Source organism: Pseudolabrys sp. (genome assembly GCF_035943735.1).
GTDB lineage: Bacteria > Pseudomonadota > Alphaproteobacteria > Rhizobiales > Xanthobacteraceae > Pseudolabrys.
Genome location: NZ_DASZBV010000018.1, coordinates 116,924 through 133,731 on the forward strand (window position 1 = coordinate 116,924; position 16,808 = coordinate 133,731).

Annotated in this window: 20 protein-coding genes, 3 tRNA genes and 1 pseudogene; 7 read left to right on the top strand and 17 right to left on the bottom strand. The window is 63.1% G+C overall.

What is annotated here, in order from left to right; translation table 11 throughout:
• The first annotated feature begins 226 nt into the window (after positions 1-226).
• Positions 227-445 carry a hypothetical protein gene (locus VGV41_RS12755; RefSeq protein ID WP_326864214.1) on the top strand — a complete coding sequence of 73 codons (219 nt, stop codon included), beginning with the start codon at positions 227-229 and terminating at the stop codon, positions 443-445.
• A 3-nt stretch (positions 446-448) separates the two neighbouring features.
• Here VGV41_RS12755 and VGV41_RS12760 read toward each other — a convergent pair whose 3' ends face one another.
• The gene (locus VGV41_RS12760; protein WP_326864215.1) at positions 449-1,093 is read right to left on the bottom strand and encodes a Crp/Fnr family transcriptional regulator; all 645 of its coding nucleotides are present in this window, start codon (positions 1,091-1,093) and stop codon (positions 449-451) included.
• 394 nt (positions 1,094-1,487) lie between these two features.
• Here VGV41_RS12760 and VGV41_RS12765 point away from each other — a divergent pair, with 394 nt between their 5' ends.
• Complete coding sequence (locus tag VGV41_RS12765; RefSeq protein ID WP_326864216.1) at positions 1,488-1,781, top strand: hypothetical protein; 294 nt, start codon at positions 1,488-1,490, stop codon at positions 1,779-1,781.
• Positions 1,782-2,096: 315 nt separating this feature from the next.
• On the opposite strand, the gene VGV41_RS12770 is transcribed toward VGV41_RS12765, so the two are convergent.
• The 14 genes from VGV41_RS12770 to VGV41_RS12835 form a co-directional block, all read right to left on the bottom strand.
• A tRNA-Phe gene (locus VGV41_RS12770) sits at positions 2,097-2,172 on the bottom strand.
• A 143-nt stretch (positions 2,173-2,315) separates the two neighbouring features.
• A complete protein-coding gene (locus tag VGV41_RS12775) occupies positions 2,316-2,900 on the bottom strand; it encodes a thiamine pyrophosphate-dependent enzyme (protein WP_326864217.1) in 585 nt (194 codons plus the stop codon).
• On the bottom strand, positions 2,897-3,421 hold the full coding sequence (locus VGV41_RS12780) for a phosphonopyruvate decarboxylase (RefSeq protein ID WP_414705099.1): 525 nt from the start codon (positions 3,419-3,421) through the stop codon (positions 2,897-2,899). The genes VGV41_RS12775 and VGV41_RS12780 overlap by 4 nt, the downstream gene beginning before the upstream one ends.
• Before the next feature lie 2 nt (positions 3,422-3,423).
• Complete coding sequence (locus VGV41_RS12785; RefSeq protein ID WP_326864219.1) at positions 3,424-3,621, bottom strand: DNA gyrase inhibitor YacG; 198 nt, start codon at positions 3,619-3,621, stop codon at positions 3,424-3,426.
• A gap of 3 nt (positions 3,622-3,624) precedes the next feature.
• Positions 3,625-5,139, bottom strand: a complete 1,515-nt coding sequence (locus tag VGV41_RS12790) for an AMP-binding protein (protein WP_326864220.1) — start codon at positions 5,137-5,139, stop codon at positions 3,625-3,627.
• Positions 5,140-5,196: 57 nt separating this feature from the next.
• Positions 5,197-5,820: a Maf-like protein gene (locus VGV41_RS12795; RefSeq protein ID WP_326864221.1), complete on the bottom strand. Its 624-nt coding sequence runs from the start codon at positions 5,818-5,820 to the stop codon at positions 5,197-5,199.
• 248 nt (positions 5,821-6,068) lie between these two features.
• Complete coding sequence (locus VGV41_RS12800; RefSeq protein ID WP_326864222.1) at positions 6,069-6,536, bottom strand: arsenate reductase ArsC; 468 nt, start codon at positions 6,534-6,536, stop codon at positions 6,069-6,071.
• A gap of 6 nt (positions 6,537-6,542) precedes the next feature.
• Positions 6,543-7,040 (bottom strand): UPF0262 family protein, encoded by a 498-nt coding sequence (locus VGV41_RS12805; protein ID WP_326864223.1) that lies wholly within the window; start codon positions 7,038-7,040, stop codon positions 6,543-6,545.
• Positions 7,040-8,332, bottom strand: coding sequence for a histidinol dehydrogenase (gene hisD, locus VGV41_RS12810; RefSeq protein ID WP_326864224.1), 1,293 nt, complete (start codon positions 8,330-8,332; stop codon positions 7,040-7,042). Before hisD ends, VGV41_RS12805 begins: the two co-directional genes overlap by 1 nt.
• Before the next feature lie 158 nt (positions 8,333-8,490).
• Positions 8,491-8,724 carry a hypothetical protein gene (locus VGV41_RS12815; protein WP_326864225.1) on the bottom strand — a complete coding sequence of 78 codons (234 nt, stop codon included), beginning with the start codon at positions 8,722-8,724 and terminating at the stop codon, positions 8,491-8,493.
• 122 nt (positions 8,725-8,846) lie between these two features.
• The gene (locus VGV41_RS12820) at positions 8,847-9,317 is read right to left on the bottom strand and encodes a DUF2948 family protein (RefSeq protein WP_326864226.1); all 471 of its coding nucleotides are present in this window, start codon (positions 9,315-9,317) and stop codon (positions 8,847-8,849) included.
• A gap of 59 nt (positions 9,318-9,376) precedes the next feature.
• Positions 9,377-10,084, bottom strand: a complete 708-nt coding sequence (modA, locus tag VGV41_RS12825) for a molybdate ABC transporter substrate-binding protein (RefSeq protein WP_326864227.1) — start codon at positions 10,082-10,084, stop codon at positions 9,377-9,379.
• 83 nt (positions 10,085-10,167) lie between these two features.
• Positions 10,168-11,457: a UDP-N-acetylglucosamine 1-carboxyvinyltransferase gene (murA, locus tag VGV41_RS12830; RefSeq protein ID WP_326864228.1), complete on the bottom strand. Its 1,290-nt coding sequence runs from the start codon at positions 11,455-11,457 to the stop codon at positions 10,168-10,170.
• Between the two features lie 145 nt (positions 11,458-11,602).
• Positions 11,603-11,779, bottom strand: coding sequence for a hypothetical protein (locus VGV41_RS12835; protein WP_326864229.1), 177 nt, complete (start codon positions 11,777-11,779; stop codon positions 11,603-11,605).
• A 125-nt stretch (positions 11,780-11,904) separates the two neighbouring features.
• Between VGV41_RS12835 and VGV41_RS12840 the strand changes: the two genes are divergently transcribed.
• From VGV41_RS12840 to VGV41_RS12850, 3 genes are all read left to right on the top strand, one after another.
• A tRNA-Thr gene (locus tag VGV41_RS12840) sits at positions 11,905-11,979 on the top strand.
• A 309-nt stretch (positions 11,980-12,288) separates the two neighbouring features.
• The gene (locus VGV41_RS12845) at positions 12,289-12,627 is read left to right on the top strand and encodes a DUF5131 family protein (RefSeq protein WP_326864230.1); all 339 of its coding nucleotides are present in this window, start codon (positions 12,289-12,291) and stop codon (positions 12,625-12,627) included.
• Positions 12,628-12,649: 22 nt separating this feature from the next.
• Positions 12,650-13,006, top strand: coding sequence for a DUF5131 family protein (locus VGV41_RS12850; protein WP_326864231.1), 357 nt, complete (start codon positions 12,650-12,652; stop codon positions 13,004-13,006).
• 209 nt (positions 13,007-13,215) lie between these two features.
• Here the strand turns inward: VGV41_RS12850 and VGV41_RS12855 are convergent, their stop codons facing one another.
• The gene (locus VGV41_RS12855) at positions 13,216-14,442 is read right to left on the bottom strand and encodes a DUF3800 domain-containing protein (RefSeq protein WP_326864232.1); all 1,227 of its coding nucleotides are present in this window, start codon (positions 14,440-14,442) and stop codon (positions 13,216-13,218) included.
• Between the two features lie 612 nt (positions 14,443-15,054).
• On the bottom strand, positions 15,055-16,101 hold the full coding sequence (locus tag VGV41_RS12860; RefSeq protein WP_326864233.1) for a P63C domain-containing protein: 1,047 nt from the start codon (positions 16,099-16,101) through the stop codon (positions 15,055-15,057).
• A gap of 143 nt (positions 16,102-16,244) precedes the next feature.
• Here VGV41_RS12860 and VGV41_RS12865 point away from each other — a divergent pair.
• Together VGV41_RS12865 and VGV41_RS12870 are read left to right on the top strand one after the other, a co-directional pair.
• Positions 16,245-16,352, top strand: a tRNA-Val gene (locus VGV41_RS12865).
• 157 nt (positions 16,353-16,509) lie between these two features.
• A pseudogene (locus tag VGV41_RS12870) lies at positions 16,510-16,808 on the top strand (IS1 family transposase); the annotation flags it as partial.

The following is a 16,808-nucleotide window of genomic DNA, read 5'->3' on the forward strand; positions in this document are numbered from 1 at the left end:
CTACAAAATAAGTCGCGACCAATGTCCGCTTCGGGCCGCAAACCGCTATCGCCGGGTGTCGCGAATTCGTCCGCTTTTCTATGCACAGCGGACGTGCCGCGCACAAACCTCATGGCAGCGTGCGGCACGCCCCAGAGGGTGTCGCATTTTTTGTGAAAGTGGTCACTTTGGATCAGCCCACATATTGCTTCAGGCACATCGTGTCCATGCGCAACGGAGACCGACCATGGACATGTTCATGCATGAGAGGAATCTTGAGCTGTACCGCCTGCAACTGAATCGAACAACAAACGACGATACCCGTCGTCAGCTATTGAGGCTCATGGCAGAAGAAAAACAACGGCACCCGCTCCGGGCGGGACAGACGGCCCCCGACTTCCCATTCGGCGGGCGCAACGGCTCGGGTGGCTTCAACAGCAGAAGTATGTCGGATAAAAATGAATGAGGCTCAATCTGGCTGGTTCACCGTGCGCGGCTGGTCGGCCAGAAGGACTCCCAAAAGAGAACTATGTACTTCAACGTGACCGTTGTAATTGATGAAACCGAGCTTACGAAACTTATTCATGAAGTGGCTGACCCGCGACCGGGTCGTACCGATCATCTCGGCCAGCGTCTCCTGGCTGATCTTAGCGAGGATTGGCTCGGGCCGACCTTCCTTTCCAAAATTGGCAAGCAGCAGCAAGAGGCGGGCAAGCCGCTTTTCCGTGGAGTTGAAGAGCTGATCTACCAGATCCTCCTCGACGCGGGCATTCCGCGCCAGGATATGGGACATGAACATTTGAGAAAAAGCGGGCTCATCACGAAGGACACGCTGCAGTTCGGCCTTTGCCACCCGCATCGTCTCGCAGTCGATCAATGCCGATGCAGTCGCCAAACGCTTGGGCTGCCCGATCAGACATCCCTCTCCGGCGAACTCGTCCGGGCCTAGAAGCGCGATCACAGCCTCTTTCCCATCTTTCGACACGACGGCGACTTTGATCTTCCCTTTCATGATGTAGAAGACAGAGTCGGCATCGTCGCCCTGCGCGAAAATGATCTCATTCTTCGAGTGCGCGGAAATGTCTCGACCGCGTGCCGCGGTCGCCAGAAACACCGCGGGATTGAATGACAGAGACGTTGCCGTTCTAGGACCCCGTCGCTTGACTGGTCCTCGTCTTGGACTGCGAACCATCATGGCATCTCCCTAGGGCCCGAGATCGTACCACGAAGCTCGCGGTCAAGGGCCCTGTTCTTCGATCAAGTCAAACAACGACATACGGCCATACGTCCCGGTCGCGAGCAAAGCCATCACGATCGCGTGACAGGTTTCTGCCGCACATTTCTATCGCGCAGCGCGCAATTCGGCGGCAGCGAAAAGGTGAAAAGCGGTCTCAATGCTACAGCTAGCATTGTTTCGCCGCCCTACATTGGCCCATCACCGGCACACCTTCGGGCCTCGGTGACTGAGTGACCGAGCTGCGCTCCCGCCCAAGATTCGGGAGGCTTCCTTGAAATCCACTTTTGCCGAAAGCATTTGCTTCGACGACAAGGCAACGCACGCCATGGGTGCGGCGTTCGACGAGGCGTGCAGTTTGCTGACGCGCTTCGCGGGCACCGATGCGGTGCGGGACCTCATAGCAAGGCGGATCATTGAGGCCGCCAAAGCAGGCGAGCGCTACCAGGCTCGTTTGCGTTCGCGGGCACTTTCCGGATTTTTCATCGAAGACATATTGGTGCCAGCCATTAGCATAGCACCGGAAGTCCCCATTTCGGCCTATGCGTTGGTCCCGCGCGCTGCGTGACCAAGAAAGCCCGGCTGCCTCCCCCACAGCCGGGCTTCCGATCTGGGATGCTTCTGCAGCGGCGATGAAGTCGGTGCTTTTTGGCATTGACGCGCCGCTGTACCGGGTGCCTCGCATTTTTAATTTATTTCGAAGAACTCTCCCTGCAGCTTTGCCGGAATTGTGTTCCATTGCATCCCGACGGCCGCTCCAAGGCATCGCAGGATACCCTCACAGGCACGCGCGAGACTTCCTCACGATGAGAGGCAAATCGCCACTAAGCCGCTGTCACGGCTTGCGATTTGAGGAGGGATGAGGGGCGGTGAAGAGAGTAAATGGTGCCCAGGGGCGGAATCGAACCACCGACACTGCGATTTTCAATCGCATGCTCTACCAACTGAGCTACCTGGGCGCCCGGGAGGCCGTCCACGAAGGGCGGCCGGCAGAGAGCGGGCGTTATAATGGGACGCCCCGCGCCTGTCCAGAAGCGCGAGCCGCCGCCTAACCCCTTACGGCGAGCCGCAGAAACCCTCCGCCGGCGAGGCTGAGACCCCCTTACGGAGTCAGCCCCAGGGCCGCCCGGAAGCGGCGCTTGAGCACCGTCCCGTCCTTCTCCGGCAGCACGCGCGGCGGCTCGTCCGGCCGGATCGTCACCCGCGCGAACAGGAGGCCATCAAGCTTCTTGAGTCGTGCCGCGAGATCGTCGAGGCCGGCCTCGTCGCTCACGTCGAGGCAGGTCGGGAAACGGCAGCTGCGCGCGACCGAGACCATGTCGATACCGCCGTTCGCGGTGTGGCTCGGCTGGCCGCCGGTTTCGCCGTACATGCCGTTGTCGAATACGATCACCGCGAGGTTTTGCGGCTGCTGGATGCCGATGGTGGCGAGCGCGCCCATGCCCATCAGCATCTCACCGTCGCCGGTGATGACGGCGATGCGCTTCCCGGGCTGCGCCAGCGCCAGCCCGAGACCGATCATCGCGGCGCCGCCCATGGCGCCCCAGAGATAGAAGTTGCGGTCGTTGTCGCCGGCGGCGGCGAGATCGTAGGTGGTCGAGCCGAGGCCGGGCACGACGAGGAGGTCGTCGTCGCGGCCTGCGACGAGCGTCGCCATCGCGGCGCGGCGTCCGAGAGGCGTGTTCATTTCACCCACACCTTCTTGCCGATCAGCTGCTGCGAGAGAATGACGGCGACCGCGCGCTCCTCGCCGAAGGCCTGCTGCACCGCGCGCTCGGCAAGCTGCGGCACCTCCTCCGGCTTCAGCGCGCGATAGACCTCGGCGTCGCACAGTTTCATCACCGGCTCGACGATCGAGCCCATCGGCACCTGCCACGGATTGAACTCTTCCCACTCGCCGCGCATGGTGATGACCATCAGCATTGGGAAGCGGCAGGCGCGCATCAGCGACAGCATGTTGATGCAGTTGCCGACGCCGCTCGACTGCATCAGCAGCGCCGCGCGCTCGCCGCCGAGCCAGGCGCCGGCCGCCAGCGCGATGCCTTCCTCTTCCGTGGTCAGCGCGACATCGTGGATGTCCGCGTCGGCGCGGCAGCGTTCGATCAGTCGCGCATGCCCGGCATCCGGCACGTAGCCGACCTGACGGATATCGGCGCGCTTGAAGGCGTCGAACAGCCGGTCCGGCCAGTCCGGCGGGGGTGAATTCACGGTCATGTTTCCTCGTCCGGTTGGCGCGGCCTGTCGCCGTCCTCATCTTCTTCTTCCGTTGCCGGCACGGCATAGACGCCGGTCAGCCAGCGGTTGAGATCGATGTCGGCGCAGCGCTTGGAGCAGAACGGACTGAAGGCCGGATCGACCGGACGACGGCAGATCGGACAGGCCGCTCTTTTCGGTTCATTGTCGTTCATCGCTCACTCGCCGCGCCGCGCCCTGTCGAGCGCCCGCAGTTCCGTCTTGAGGATCTTGCCGTAATTGTTCTTCGGCAGCGCCGGCACGAAAACATAATCCTTGGGTCTTTTGAAGCGCGCGATGCGTGCGAGGCACAGGGCATCGAGCGCGGCAGGGTCCGCTTCGCCGACGACGTAGGCGACCACCGCCTCGCCCCATTCGCGATCGGGGCGGCCGATGACGGATACCTCGCGCACGGCGGCGTGCGTCAGCAGCACCTCCTCGACCTCGCGCGGATAGATGTTGGAGCCGCCGGAGATGATCAGGTCCTTGGAGCGATCCTTCAGGTGCAGATAGCCCTCGGCGTCGAAGGCGCCGACGTCGCCGGTGTGCAGCCAGCCGCCGCGCAGGGCTGCCGCCGTCGCCTCCGCGTTACGCCAGTAGCCGGGCATGACCACGTCGCCGCGGCAGAGGATCTCGCCCATCTCGCCGGCGGCGACCGGCCGGTCGTCCGCATCGGCGACCATCACTTCGAGGCAGGCGTAGGGCCGTCCGGCGGAGCCGAGGCGCTCGCGCCAGCGCGGATGCTCGCGGTCGGCGATGTCCTCCTTCGACAACGTGCTGATGGTCATCGGCGACTCGCCCTGGCCGTAGATCTGCGCCAGCCGCGGACCGAAGCGGTCGAGGGCGGAGAGCGCATCCTCGACATACATCGGCGCGCCGCCCCAGATCAGCGTGCGGACGTTCTCGGCATGCGCCTCCGCCGGACACGCGACGAGGCGCTTGATCATGGTTGGCGCCGCGAACATCGACACGCGCTTGTGCGCGCCGAACAATTGAAAGACCTCCTCGGGCTCGAAGCTTCCGGATTCCGGGATCACCTGCACGCCGAGCCGCGCGACATGCGCCATGATGTAGAGGCCGGAGCCGTGGCTCATCGGCGCCGCGTGCAGGATGGCGTCGCCCGGCGACACGGGATCGACCTCGCTCGCATAGGCGAAGCTCGCCTGCGCCAATACGCGGTGCGTGAGCATGGCGCCTTTCGGCCGCCCCGTGGTGCCGGAGGTGTAGAACAGCCAGGCGAGATCGCCGCCGCCGCATGCGACCACGTCGATGGCATCGGCGGCGAACAGGGCCTCGTAGTCGCTGCTGCCGATGACGATCATGCGTTCGAGCGAGGACGGCGCGTGCGGCGCGATCTCGGCCTCGAGCCCGTCGGAGGCGAAGCAGACACGCGCGCCGGAATGCTCGAGGATGTAGCCGAGCTCGGCGCCGTGCAGCTTGGCGTTGGCCGGCACCGCGGCAAGCCCCGCGTGCCAGATGCCGTACAGCAGCTCGAGATAGGCTGGTGAATTCCTGGCGGCGATGGCGATGCGATCGCCCGTCTTGAGACCAAAGCGCTCGCGCAAGACGCCAGCAAGCTTCGCCGCGCGCGCCGCCAGCTGGCCATAGGTCGCGACGACGCGCGTGCCCTGCACGGCCGCGGGCAGGTCGGCATGGCTCAGGCCGGCGCGCTGAAGCCAGAGGGCGAGGTTCATGAGCCGATTATTGGTCATTCCCGCGCGCGGGCAAGGCGCAGCGCAGCGGAATGACGGTCACACCGCGTTCAGCCAGCCGAAGCGGATCGGGTAGCCCTCGCCGCCGAGCAACTGCATGGTCTCGTACAGCGGCAGGCCGACCACGTTCGAATAGGAACCGACCAGCTTGACGATGAAGGTACCGGCGATGCCCTGCGCCGCATAGCCGCCGGCCTTGCCGCGCCATTCGCCGGAGGCGAGATAGGCTTCGATGTCCTCGTCGGACAGGCGCTTGAAGCGCACCCGTGTCTCGACCAGCCGCTGGCGGAACGCCTCGCGGGGCGTCACCAGGCAAATGGCGGTGTAGACGCGGTGGTTGCGGCCGGAGAGCAGGCGCAGGCATTGCCCGGCCTCATCCAGCAGCTCGGCCTTGGGCAGGATGCGGCGGCCGACCGCCACCACGGTGTCGGCGGCGAGGATGAAGGCGCCTTGCAACTCGTCGTCGAGCTTGACGCTGGCCAGCGCGGCTTCCGCCTTCTCGCGGGCGAGACGGGTGGCGTAGGCGCGCGGGATCTCGCCCCGGCGCGGCGATTCATCGAGGTCGGCGGGCTTGAGCGCGTCCGGCTCGATCCCGGCCTGATTGACGAGCGCCAGCCGCCGCGGCGAGCCGGATGCGAGCACGAATTTGGGGCGGCCGATCATGCGGGGCGCGTTAACCAATCAGGCTGGGCGGCGTTGAAGCGAACGGCGCGGAAACTAGCGGAGGTGAATGCTTATCACAACATGCGGGCCGACTCCCCTCCCCTCACGCGCGCTTGCGCGTGGTGGGGAGGGGTTGGGGGTGGGGGGATAAGTTGAATGAGACCGAAAGAGCCCCCCACCCCGCTTCGCGATCGCAAGCGATCGCGAAGCGACCCTCCCCACCGCTCCGCGGGGGGAGGGTAAAAGCCCTACTCGTTCCCCGCGCCGGCGCTGCCGAAGCGCTCGCGGATGTGCCGCATCAGTTCGTCACGCACTGCCCGGTACGCCTCGAGCTTCTGCTCGCGGCTGCCCTCGATGGCGGTCGGGTCCGGCGTCGGCCAGTACTCGACGTCGGCGGCGAGCGTCCGCGTCAGTTCCAGCGCCTTGTGGTGCGCCGGCGGCGACAACGTGACGATGAGATCGAAGTTGAGGCCTTCGAGGTCATCGAGCTCCTCGAAGGTGTGCGGCTTGTGGCGCGAAATGTCGATGCCGAGCTCGGCCATCACCGCCACGACGAAGGGATCGAGCTCGCCCTTCTGCACGCCGGCGGAGGCGACGTAGATACGCTTGCCGAACAGCTCGCGGAACAGGCCAGCGGCCATCGGCGAACGCACCGCGTTCTGGCCGCAGGAGAACAACACTGCCTGGGGGCGCGCCTTGCGCGCCGGCGCATCCATCGCGCCCTACCCTTTCCAGTGCAGCACGCAGATCAGGGTGAACAGGCGGCGCGCGGTGTCGATGTCGACCTTCACCTTGTCCTTGAGGCGGTCCATGAGGATGCGCGAGCCTTCGTTGTGAACGCCGCGACGGCCCATGTCGATGGCTTCGATCTTGTCCGGCGTCGCCGTGCGGATCGCCTGATAGTAGCTGTCGCAGATCAGGTAGTAGTCCTTGACGATGCGCCGCAGCGGCGACAGCGAGAACAGATGCGCCATCACCGGCTCGCCCGCCACGCTGCGGATGTCGAACACCAGCCGGTTGCCGTTGATCGACAGGTGCAGCGCGAAGGGGCCTTCGTTCTCGTGCCCGACCGGCGTGAAGATGTTCTGCTCGAGCAGATCGTAGATCGCGATCTTGCGTTCGTGCTCGACATCCGGATTGGAGCGCCCGATCGATTCCTCGTCGAGCTCGACACTGACGAGCCGGTGCCTCACGGCCGCGGATGTCTTGGGCGTGCTCATCACATGTTGAGCCGGATCGCCACCGAGCGGGCATGCGCACCCAGGCCCTCCGCCTCGCCGAGCGCGATGGCGGCGGGACCGAGCGCGCGCAATTGCTCCGGACCGCATTTCAGGAGCGAGGTGCGCTTCATGAAATCGAGCACGCCGAGGCCGGACGAGAACCGCGCCGAGCGCGCCGTCGGCAGCACGTGATTGGAGCCGGCGACGTAATCGCCGATCGCTTCCGGCGTGTGCGCGCCGATGAAGATGGCGCCGGCGTTGCGGATCTTCGCGGCCAGCGCATCGGCATCGGCCGAGGCGATCTCGAGATGCTCCGGCGCAAGACGATCGACCAGGGGAATGGCGTCGGCGAGTCGCGGCACCTTGATGATGGCGCCGAAGTCGCGCCAGGAGGCAGAGGCGACCTCGACACGCGGCAGCGTCTGCAATTGCGCGGCGACGGCCTTCTCGACTTGCGTCGCGAGCGCAGCGTCATCGGTGATGAGGATCGACTGCGCGCTGACGTCGTGCTCCGCTTGCGCCAGCAGGTCCGCGGCGATCCAGTCCGGGTTGCCGGTCCTGTCGGCGAGGATCAGCACCTCGGAGGGGCCGGCGATCATGTCGATGCCGACCTTGCCGAAGACGAGGCGCTTGGCCGCCGCCACCCAGGCGTTGCCCGGGCCGACGATCTTGGCAACCGGCGCGATGGTCTCGGTGCCGTAGGCGAGCGCGGCCACCGCCTGCGCCCCGCCGACGCGGTAGACCTCGTCGACGCCGGCGAGCTTCGCCGCCGCCAGCACCAGCGGCACGAGCTTGCCGTCGGGCGACGGCACCACCATCACCAGGCGGGGGCAGCCGGCGACCTTGGCGGGGATGGCGTTCATCAAGACCGAGGATGGGTAGGCGGCGGTGCCGCCGGGCACGTACAGGCCGGCGGCCTCGACGGCGGTCCAGCGCGAGCCGAGCTCGACGCCAAGGGAGTCTGTGAAGCGATCGTCCTTCGGCAACTGGCGGCGGTGATAGGCTTCGATGCGGTCGCGCGCGAGCTTCAATGCCGACAGGGCCCGCGGATCGCACGCCTGCTCCGCGGCGTCGATCTCGGCGGCGGAGACGCGCAGGCCGGCCTTGGCCAGATCGATGCGGTCGAACTTGCGGCTGTAGTCGATGAGCGCCGCGTCGCCGCGCGCCACGACATCGGCGATGATCGCGCGCACGGTCTGCTCGACGTCGAGCGAGGCCTCGCGCTTCGCATCCAGGAAGACGCGGAAACGGGCGGCGAAATCAGGAGCTTGGCTGTCGAACTGCTGCGGCATCACGGAGGTCCCGCCGGGACCGCCCGGCCTTTCAGGTTGAATGGGTGATGCGGGCGCGCGCGTCAACCCTGCGGGCAAGCCGGGCCAAAACAAAAGGCTCCGCCTGGGAGGCGGAGCCTTCGCATCCTGCCGGCAAGCCGGCCTGCCGCGCGAGCGGCCTACATCTTCTTCTTTTTGTGGTGGCGCTTGGCCTTCGACATCTTTGGCGCCTTGTAGTCGCACGGTGCCACGCAGGCTCCGCCCATCTTGATGTTGCAGGTCGAAATCGTATTCGTGCAGACCGGCGCTTTGAACGCGGTCGCACACAGGCAGCCGACTTCCGCCTTGGCCTGCGAACCGCTGAACAGCGCAGCGGCCAGCAACAGCCCAGCCACGATCGCAATTTTCCGCATGGGCACCCCCTATTTGTGATTAAAACGGGCGCAGTACGCCATTACTGCCGGGGCGAGGCAAGCGCGGCTTGGGCCAAAAGGGGCCGTTCAGGGAACTTTTGAACTGGATTTTAAGGGGCCGGTCAGCGGCTCAGCGTCGCGGCCGGCGGCGTGCTCGGTTCGGCGTCGAGGTGCATGGGGCAGCAGGCGGTCGTCCAAACCGGCCCCAGATCGGCGAGCTCCGCCTCCAGGCACTCGACCTCGACCCGCAATGCCGAATCGCCCGAAAAGGTCAGCGTCACCGCCCCGGACGGGGTATCGGTCGGGGTGAATTCGACCGCCAGCAGGTTGAGTACGGCATCCTTGCCCCGCTGCTGCACGTTCCTGCACTTGCACGACAGCACGCGCTCGAAACGCAGCGCCGCGCGGCGGCGTCGATACTCGGGCCGGTCGGCCTGCGCGCTTTCCCAGTCGAAGCGGTTGAGCGCAAGCACCAGCCGCTTCTCCTGCGGCCGGTATATGACATCCGAGACCTTCAGCACGGCGTCCTGCAGATGCGCAGAGACGATTGCGAGGTCCTCACCATCAAGGGCTACGAACTTGAGCTCATCCATGGCCGTCGCGCTCCCATTGGCTCGTAACTAGGAAAGCCCCCGGGAGCGCGCAAGGTGGTTCACGCCGGAAACGCAGGCTCCAGGCCGGCCTCGCTCCAGCGGCCGCGCGTCGCGGGCGCCACGAGCTTGCGCAGGAAGGCCTCGGCGCCCGGCCGGTTGACGGCCTTCGTGTGCACCGCGGCGGTATAGGTGTTGGCGTTGTGCAGGGCGCCGGGCAGCGTGCCGACGATGGTGAGGCCCTTCACCGGCAGCGCCTCGCTGAGGAAGGTGGTGCCGAGCTCGGCCCTGCCGTCGGCGACGATTTGCGACACGTCGAAGCCGCCTTTGCCGAGCACCGCCTTGGCGTTGACCTCGTTCAACATGCCGAGCTTCTCGAGCAGCGCGACAAACATGATGCCGCCGGAGCCGCCGGCCTTCGGGTCGGTATAGGCGATGCTGCGGGCGTTGCGCAGCGCCTGCGTGAAGGCTTCGACCGTCGAGATGTCCGGCCTGGGCGCGCCCTCGCGCACGATGACACCGGTAACGGTGCGGCCGAGGTCGGTAGCGGTGGCGGCGACGACATGGCCGAGCTTGGCCAGTTCGGCGATCGCCGATTCCGAGACGATGACGAGGTCGGCGGTCTCGCCGCCTTTGACGCGGTCACGCAGCGCGCCGGCGGTGCCGAAATTGTAGTCGATCGTGGTGCCGCTCTCGCGCTCGAATTCGGCGCCCAGCGCCGCGACCATGGACTTCACCGCGCCGGCACTCATGACTTTGATGGTGGGCATAGGTCTCGGCCTCCCCGTTTTGGTCGCGCGACAATACTAAACGGGGGGCCGTCGTCCAGAACGCGGGGACGAACGGAGGTTGACTACTCGCTGATGCGGGCGATGGCGGCGCCGCAGGCGGCGAGCTTGTCCTCGAGCCGCTCGAAGCCGCGATCGAGATGGTAGACGCGGTTGACCGTGGTCTCGCCTTCGGCGGCCAAACCGGCGATCACCAGCGACACCGACGCGCGCAGGTCGGTCGCCATCACCGGCGCGCCCTTGAGCCTGTCGACGCCCTCGATGGTCGCGGTATCGCCGTCGAGCCTGATGCGCGCGCCGAGCCGCGCCAGCTCCTGCACGTGCATGAAGCGGTTTTCGAAGATCGTCTCGGTGATGCGCGAGGTGCCCTTGGCGCGCGTCATCAGCGCCATCAGTTGCGCCTGCAGGTCGGTCGGGAAGCCGGGGAACGGCGCGGTGCTGACGGTGACCGGCGACAGGCCGGCGCCGTTGCGCGCGATGCGAATGCCTTCGTTGGTCGGCGTCACCTGCACGCCGGCCTCGACCAGCACGTCGAGCGCGGCCTGCAGCAATTCCGGACGCGCGTTCTGCAGCAGCACGTCGCCGCCGGTCATCGCCACGGCCATGGCGTAGGTGCCGGTCTCGATGCGGTCGGGCAGCACCGAATGCCGCGCGCCGGACAGACGCGCCACACCCTCGACGACGATGCGCGCGGTGCCGGCGCCGGTAATCTTCGCGCCCATCTTGTTGAGGCAGTCGGCGACGTCGCCGATCTCGGGCTCGCGCGCGGCGTTCTCGATCACGGTGGTGCCGCGGGCGAGCGCGGCGGCCATCAGCGCCGTATGCGTGCCGCCGACCGTGACCTTGGGGAAATTGATCTCGCCGCCGCGCAGGCCCTTCTTCGCGCGCGCGATGACGTAGCCGCCGTCGATCTCGATGTCGGCGCCGAGCGCCTCCAGCGCCATGATCAGCAGGTCGACCGGGCGCGTGCCGATGGCGCAGCCGCCGGGCAGCGACACGCGCGCCTCGCCCATGCGGGCGACGAGCGGCGCGACGACCCAGAAGCTCGCGCGCATCTTGGAGACGAGCTCGTAGGGCGCGGTGGTATCGACGATGGTCTTGGCCGACAACGTGATGGTGCGGCCGGCGTTCGGGTCGTCGCCCGGGCGCTTGCCGTTGATCATCACGTCGACGCCGTGATTGCCGAGGATGCGCTGCAGCTGGATGACATCCGCGAGCCGCGGCACGTTTTCGAGGATCAGCGGCTCCTCGGTCAGCAGGCTCGCGATCATCAGCGGCAGGGTCGCGTTCTTCGCGCCGGAGATCGGGATGGTGCCGGTAAGCCGCGCGCCGCCGACGATGCGTATCCGGTCCATTCTCGCCCCAACCCGTTGCGGTTGCTGAGAACCGCCGAAGGTCTATGGACCCCGGCGGCGCCCCCTGCAAAGCCAATTATCGTTGCACGGTTACCCCCGACTTCCGCCGGTCAAATACGGCGAAAGTCCGGCCCCCGGACCCATCCTATCGCTTCGACCCCGCTTCGGGTTCCCGAACCTGTTCACCGGACGGGTGTTTTTCCACGCCGCGGCCGCGCACCTGCGCCTTGCGCCGGCGCAGGTTTTCCCGAAGCGCCGCGGCCAGACGCGCGTCACGCCCGCCCTTCTGCGGAGGTTTTTTGGCCGTAGTGTCGTCTGCCATGGCGCACTCCTATCGCCCGGAGCGCCCTGCCGGCAAGGCGTGCGCATTGCCTTGCACCGCCCAAGTGCTTGTGGCAGTTATCGCCCGCGTTCGCGCCCCCGGTTCGCAGGCGGCGCGCTTATTCCGCTGCCGTAGCTCAGTGGTAGAGCACCCCCTTGGTAAGGGGGAGGTCGAGTGTTCAATCCACTCCGGCAGCACCAGATTTCCCTTTTTCTTCAGAGCACTTCGCGAATGCTGCCGAAAATCTTTTGGCAGCTTGGCGCAGAACAGAACGCGAAGCGACCCGGCGAATGCGGGGAAAATCCGGGGACGCCGTTCCCCGAGCGTTCTTATCCCGTCCCATAGGGTTACCGTTCGGCAATTGCCGATTTTCGGCCCGACCCTGACGAGATCATCGAGCTTGCCGGTCAAAGCGGGCGATTAGCTGCACCTCCCCGCCCCTCCCCACGCGTACTTGTAAATGACTCCGCAAAGCCAAGCAGCCGCTTGACTCTAGACGGAGCAATAAAATGGAAAACAGTAAAATTGAATGGACAGATCACACGTTTAATCCCTGGCTAGGCTGCCAGAAAATCTCTCCCGGATGCGACCACTGCTATGCCGAATCGTGGTCAAAGCGGTTTCAACACGTCGAATGGGGACCGCACGCAGAGCGCAAGAAGACGTCCAAGCAGAATTGGGCGAAGCCTTGGAAGTGGGCTGCCGAAGCTCGTGAAACCGGGAGGCGCCCGAAGGTGTTCTGCGCTTCGATGGCTGACGTCTTCGACAACAAAGTGCCCCCCGAATGGCGCGCCGAACTTTTCGAACTGATCAAGCTCACTCCAGAGTTGGACGCTCTTGCTCAGTAAGCGGCCAAAGAATATGCGGAAGATGCTGTCGCGCGTTCCCGGATGGCCGTTTCCGAATGTCTGGCTTGGCGTCACGTGCGAGAGCCAGGACATGTTCGACCGGCGCTGGCCTATTCTGGCCGCGGTATCTTCGGTTGTCCGATTCATCAGCTATGAACCGGCATTGAGTGCGTTGCATTTGCCTGAGTTCGGACCAATTCCGGATTGGGTGATCTGCGGCGGCGAAACCGGCCCCAACGCGCGCTTCATGAAACCGAAATGGGCGCGCAATCTTTTTCGGCAATGCGCAGACCTCCGTGTCGCGTTCTTCATGAAGCAGATGACGAACAAAGCAACTATCCCGCCGGATTTGCTGGTCCGCAAATATCCCGTTTTGTGAGACCTATCCTATCGTAAGGCACAAAGGGCCGCCTCGTGGGCGGCCCTTTGTGTTATCTAGACTGTCGTTGCACGCCACGACGGCCGCGCCGAAGTTCCGAAGCAACTGTAGATCCCGGAAGCCTCATGCTGCCGGGCTGGCCATGTTCGCGGGTGAATGTGCGCACGCCCTTTGGATTAGCCGCGACGAGTTGACGTGGTACGACGGCATCACTCGGTCTTTTGCTCGTCGCTCGACGCTTCAATGACTCTAGTGGCGGATCGCATAAATGGGGGCATTCGGTCGCGCTTATATCGCTCAATTGATTCGTGACGGCCGGCTTCCATCTCAGCCATTAGCGCACGAGCCGCAGCCTCTTGCTGCGGATTCAAGGGAGTTGTTATGACATCACCAAACTTCGAAAGATATTGCCGCTCGACACCGGCAAATGAAAAATCATTCTCCCATCCGTTCGAAATAGCATATTCGACGATATACATGCATTTTTTTGGAATTTCCCGGCCTTTGCGGACTTGGCTATAAAGCCAAAGAACGACATCTACAATTTGTATACCGGGACTCGACTGGTCCTCTTTTACCTCAAATTCGCTACCAGACACTCTCTGAACGATATGGGTTTCTCCGGCCCAATTAATTTCTTCCGGTGATGCATTCGAGAGCAACTCGTGCCACAGCTTAAGAACCGGCTCAAACTCACTTTGACGATCATGAGAAATCCTCGCGACCTTCTTTCCCCGTTCCTTCGAGTATCCCTCCAGCCCATGAAGGAGATTTAAGAAAGCGACGAAATTTGGTAGATGCCCCTGACGCGCTATTTTTCTATCGGTATGGATCTGGATGGACTCCGGATTTACGCGAGCCCACTCCAATCCTCCCCCCAAAATCTCTCGCGATCTCGCGTCCGGAATATTTAGAAGATTTCCATGCAGCCGCGCACAAATCCGTGGGAGCATCTCATAGGCTTTCGTCTCGTTCGGCTCCAAAATGCATTCCCAAAATAGCCTTCCGGTCTCATCATCGATTGCGGCCGACAGCTTAAAGGCCAGCATAATTCGAAAGAGTCGGAGATTGTAATGATGCCATCCGACTGCTGCGTTTTCACCAGAGTCGGAAAGAGAGTCGAACACCTTAGTAGCAAGCAGATACTTCTTTTCGACACGAGCGAAAAAGAAATCCGCCCTGACCCTTTTCAATAATGCCAACAAATCGTCAGCGACAGCGTCGATCCTACCAAGCCCAAGCTCACCACCATGGAGATCGGCGAATCCAACTTTTCTCGCTATCTCAGTAGTAGCTGAGGCATGCGCGTGGTCAAAATCACCTCGCGTAATAAGCGCCGCTGTTACGAAGTCGGGCTGATTCAGATCAAATACATTGTTGCCAGTATTCCCGGTTTCATCGACATATGCATATAGGGGAATTTTAGACTGACCCACCTTATGGTTTCCTTGATCACAATGCTGCCAGCACCTTTTCGTCAGGGGTAAGCAGCGCACACTCGACCCAAGAAAGTGCACTTCGCTTCGCACATTCACCGGCGCGAGCCCCTCCTCCATGGGGCCTTACGCGCGATTGAGCCAACCAAACTCCCGCGCTGCCCTAATATTCAATCCGACCTCAACCTGCATTGGGAATGCGGCGTATCGCGCCCCAAGGTAACTCAACCTAAAGACGTGGATTTCGTGGATAACGTATTTTTTGTTCCCTAATTGTTCCAATCGGGTTTATCGTACTGGCCTGTTTCGACCCCTAGTGGCCTGATTTGAAAACAGGAGTGGCCTGATTTCCCCGGTGCGACGATTAGGCCGTAGGTACGAATGGACGCAACCTTAATTTGAAGGTAGAGAGGACTATCGACATGGGGTAGTCCCTCCGCCCAGAGACGCTTCCTGCCCCGCATGTGGCCGCGCGGCTGATGTCATCGTCGATGTCCCAGAGCGCGTTGAGCTAACCGGGTACGTCCGTCTCAGGACGCGCTATTTCCGGTGCCAATACTGCGCTCACATTCAGATCGTCAAAGGCTAGGCCGCCTCAGTTGGCGGCCTCTTTCATTTCGGCTTTGGCAATCGCGGCAAGTCGGGGAACGGCAAGATAAGTTCGTCGATCTCGACCTTGGGATGTTTTGGATATGCCACATCCATTTTCTCCCAAAAGTCTTCCTTATCGCGCGATAGCCGCATTATTGCCTTCACACCCTCGAGCATCTCGGCCAGTCGCGGCTTCCCCTCTTCGGGGGTGAGATATTGCGTTAGTTTCTCCGTCGGCTTCCCGGTCGCATTTCTTTTCACTTTAGCATGAAGCGCTGGCCGAATCCCGGGGGCAAGCCGATCATAGATATTGTTCGTCCAGTGACCGAGCACGCTTGGACGTGCCGTTTTCTCTGGATCGAATGCCCACTTATTTAACCGGAATACATGACGGTAAAAATCATTATCGAACATCCGCACCCAAGTCAGTTTTTCAGGTTCGATGTATTTTTCCAGAATCCGGATGATGGCTTCATGCTTGCGACGATCATCAAATCCCGTAGCCCTATCGACCAAGTCCTCGATGGCATGATTGGTCAGCGCCTTTAGCAATGCTTTGCAGGCTATACCGATGTGCTTTTGCTGGGCGGTCAGTTTCCCCGCGACAAGCGCGTCTTGATAGACCCAGCACACCCCGGGCAGCAGGCTGGCTTTGTAGCCGAATGCCCGTCCTTGATACCCAGGCCCCTTCCAAGGGATGAACTCAACCGGGACCGTCGACGCCAATAACTCATTGGAAATAAAGGGTTCTAGGTTCTGCGCCCTTAGAAAAGCCGGCCTTCCGTCGACCGACGCTCCCTCCCCACCTTTTGCTTTTCCGGCCCGTCCAATAGCTGTCAGGAAGCCCTCCTGCGAGAACACGCGCGTGTTTTGCTTGTCGTCCAAGACAGCGCAAGGCAGTCGGACGTCTCCAATCTTTAGCACGCCCTCCGCGATCGCTTTTGGAAGGTCTTTGCCGAAGCGGGCTAGTGCTGCCCGTCTCGCGATTGCCGAACGTTGTTCCTGTGAAAGGGCCTTAGCGCGAGCAAATCCGCCAGCCTGCTTAGATTCGTCCTTGGGGTCGTCCATTAAAACCTCCTGCTTGCATGAACGTGATGCAAGAATATGCTTGCACATTGTTCAATGCAAGCATATAGTGGCGCTATGGTCGACGGATCGCAGAAACAGAAACGCCCCGCCTGCTCGAATGCAGGCGGGGCGTTTTTGCGTCTGGAAGCGTGGCAGAGCGGCCTATCGCACCCGGCTTACCTCCGGGCGGACCTTTGGGCATCCAAACCCCTCGCAGGGTCCCGTGAGTTCGAATCTCACCGCTTCCACCATCGAATAGTGGGGCCGACGGCGTTGACGCGCTATCGACCCCCGATCACCGCCCCGGGGATGAGCCCGCAGCGACAACCGTTCTGGACAATATACGCTTTGACGGGCGTATCTGCCAGAGTCGCCGAAGCCATCCCCTCAACCCGAAGGATGAGCTTCGTGAACATACTTCCGCGCGAAAAGCAGATTGAAGTCATTGCCGCACTCTGCGACGGCCTCGGCGTCCGCGCCGCCTCCCGCATTACCGGCGTCAACCGTGGCACCGTCGCCGCTCTGGCCCTTAAGATGGGCCGTGGCTGCGCCGAGCTTCACGACCGGATGATGGTCGGCCTCCGGGTCAACCGGCTGGAGCTGGACGAGCTGTGGAGCTACGTCGGAAAGAAACAAAAGAATGTCACCCGCAAGGATGTTGCGGTGACCGGCGACCAATACACCTATGTTGCCCTTGCGGCCTCTAC

What these genes read in the sequence shown, in the direction of transcription:
- VGV41_RS12785 (WP_326864219.1), bottom strand. Translation starts at nt 3,621, where the DNA reads ATGAACGACAATGAACCGAAAAGAGCGGCCTGTCCGATCTGCCGTCGT.
- VGV41_RS12795 (WP_326864221.1), bottom strand. Translation starts at nt 5,820, where the DNA reads ATGATCGGCCGCCCCAAATTCGTGCTCGCATCCGGCTCGCCGCGGCGG.
- VGV41_RS12815 (WP_326864225.1), bottom strand. Translation starts at nt 8,724, where the DNA reads ATGCGGAAAATTGCGATCGTGGCTGGGCTGTTGCTGGCCGCTGCGCTG.
- modA (WP_326864227.1), bottom strand. Translation starts at nt 10,084, where the DNA reads ATGCCCACCATCAAAGTCATGAGTGCCGGCGCGGTGAAGTCCATGGTC.
- VGV41_RS12755 (WP_326864214.1), top strand. Translation starts at nt 227, where the DNA reads ATGGACATGTTCATGCATGAGAGGAATCTTGAGCTGTACCGCCTGCAA.
- VGV41_RS12860 (WP_326864233.1), bottom strand. Translation starts at nt 16,101, where the DNA reads ATGGACGACCCCAAGGACGAATCTAAGCAGGCTGGCGGATTTGCTCGC.
- hisD (WP_326864224.1), bottom strand. Translation starts at nt 8,332, where the DNA reads ATGCCGCAGCAGTTCGACAGCCAAGCTCCTGATTTCGCCGCCCGTTTC.
- VGV41_RS12790 (WP_326864220.1), bottom strand. Translation starts at nt 5,139, where the DNA reads ATGAACCTCGCCCTCTGGCTTCAGCGCGCCGGCCTGAGCCATGCCGAC.
- VGV41_RS12835 (WP_326864229.1), bottom strand. Translation starts at nt 11,779, where the DNA reads ATGGCAGACGACACTACGGCCAAAAAACCTCCGCAGAAGGGCGGGCGT.
- VGV41_RS12820 (WP_326864226.1), bottom strand. Translation starts at nt 9,317, where the DNA reads ATGGATGAGCTCAAGTTCGTAGCCCTTGATGGTGAGGACCTCGCAATC.
- murA (WP_326864228.1), bottom strand. Translation starts at nt 11,457, where the DNA reads ATGGACCGGATACGCATCGTCGGCGGCGCGCGGCTTACCGGCACCATC.
- VGV41_RS12800 (WP_326864222.1), bottom strand. Translation starts at nt 6,536, where the DNA reads ATGGATGCGCCGGCGCGCAAGGCGCGCCCCCAGGCAGTGTTGTTCTCC.
- VGV41_RS12850 (WP_326864231.1), top strand. Translation starts at nt 12,650, where the DNA reads ATGCTGTCGCGCGTTCCCGGATGGCCGTTTCCGAATGTCTGGCTTGGC.
- VGV41_RS12805 (WP_326864223.1), bottom strand. Translation starts at nt 7,040, where the DNA reads ATGAGCACGCCCAAGACATCCGCGGCCGTGAGGCACCGGCTCGTCAGT.
- VGV41_RS12775 (WP_326864217.1), bottom strand. Translation starts at nt 2,900, where the DNA reads ATGAACACGCCTCTCGGACGCCGCGCCGCGATGGCGACGCTCGTCGCA.
- VGV41_RS12845 (WP_326864230.1), top strand. Translation starts at nt 12,289, where the DNA reads ATGGAAAACAGTAAAATTGAATGGACAGATCACACGTTTAATCCCTGG.